The following is a 558-nucleotide window of genomic DNA, read 5'->3' as shown; positions in this document are numbered from 1 at the left end:
GACACCGAGGAACGCTCCACCTATCTCTACCGCGCCTACACCAAGTGGTGCGAGGATAATCTGGAATCGCCTGTTCCGCAAAAGAAGTTCAGCCAGTTCCTGCTGAAAAATGCAGGGAAGTATGGCCTGACCTTTTCCAAGCACATCGAGGGAAAGTACCGCGGCTTCCGGGGCGTATGCGTCCACCCCGCCTTTGCTGCGGCATAAAACACACGAAAAGTGAAAATCTCCCGCCCTACGCGCCCCAAATCAGTAGTTTCGACTTGTTATCGCTGTTTTCTTCAGGTGCGTGTCCGCCACTTCCGGGCGGATGCAGGGCGGCAACACGCCCTTCTGGGCGGGAAAGAAACCCGGATGCGCCCCAAAAGGGCGCGTCCATCCCAGCCATGCGCCCTGTAAAATCAACACAGAAAGGTACTTTTGTGTGGTTTGGGGCGCGTGGGGCGCGTAAATTCAAGTTCTCGCACTTTTTTGGGCTGCTGCTTCGGGTCAGGAGCGGCAGGCCCTTACATATTTACCGGCCCACAAGGGTGCAGCTCAACCGGAGCTGCACCGGGT

At 57.0% G+C, this 558-nt stretch carries 1 pseudogene; it reads left to right on the top strand.

Annotated features, from left to right (window positions below):
• A pseudogene (locus AAAU26_RS00135) lies at nucleotides 1-207 on the top strand (primase-like DNA-binding domain-containing protein); the annotation flags it as partial.
• Between the last annotated feature and the right edge of the window lie 351 nt (nucleotides 208-558).

Origin of the sequence: Faecalibacterium longum, from assembly GCF_040094125.1 — a bacterium.
Lineage (GTDB): Bacteria > Bacillota > Clostridia > Oscillospirales > Ruminococcaceae > Faecalibacterium > Faecalibacterium longum.
Note: the sequence above shows the minus strand (reverse complement) of the source record. Positions and strands in the feature narration are given on the sequence as shown.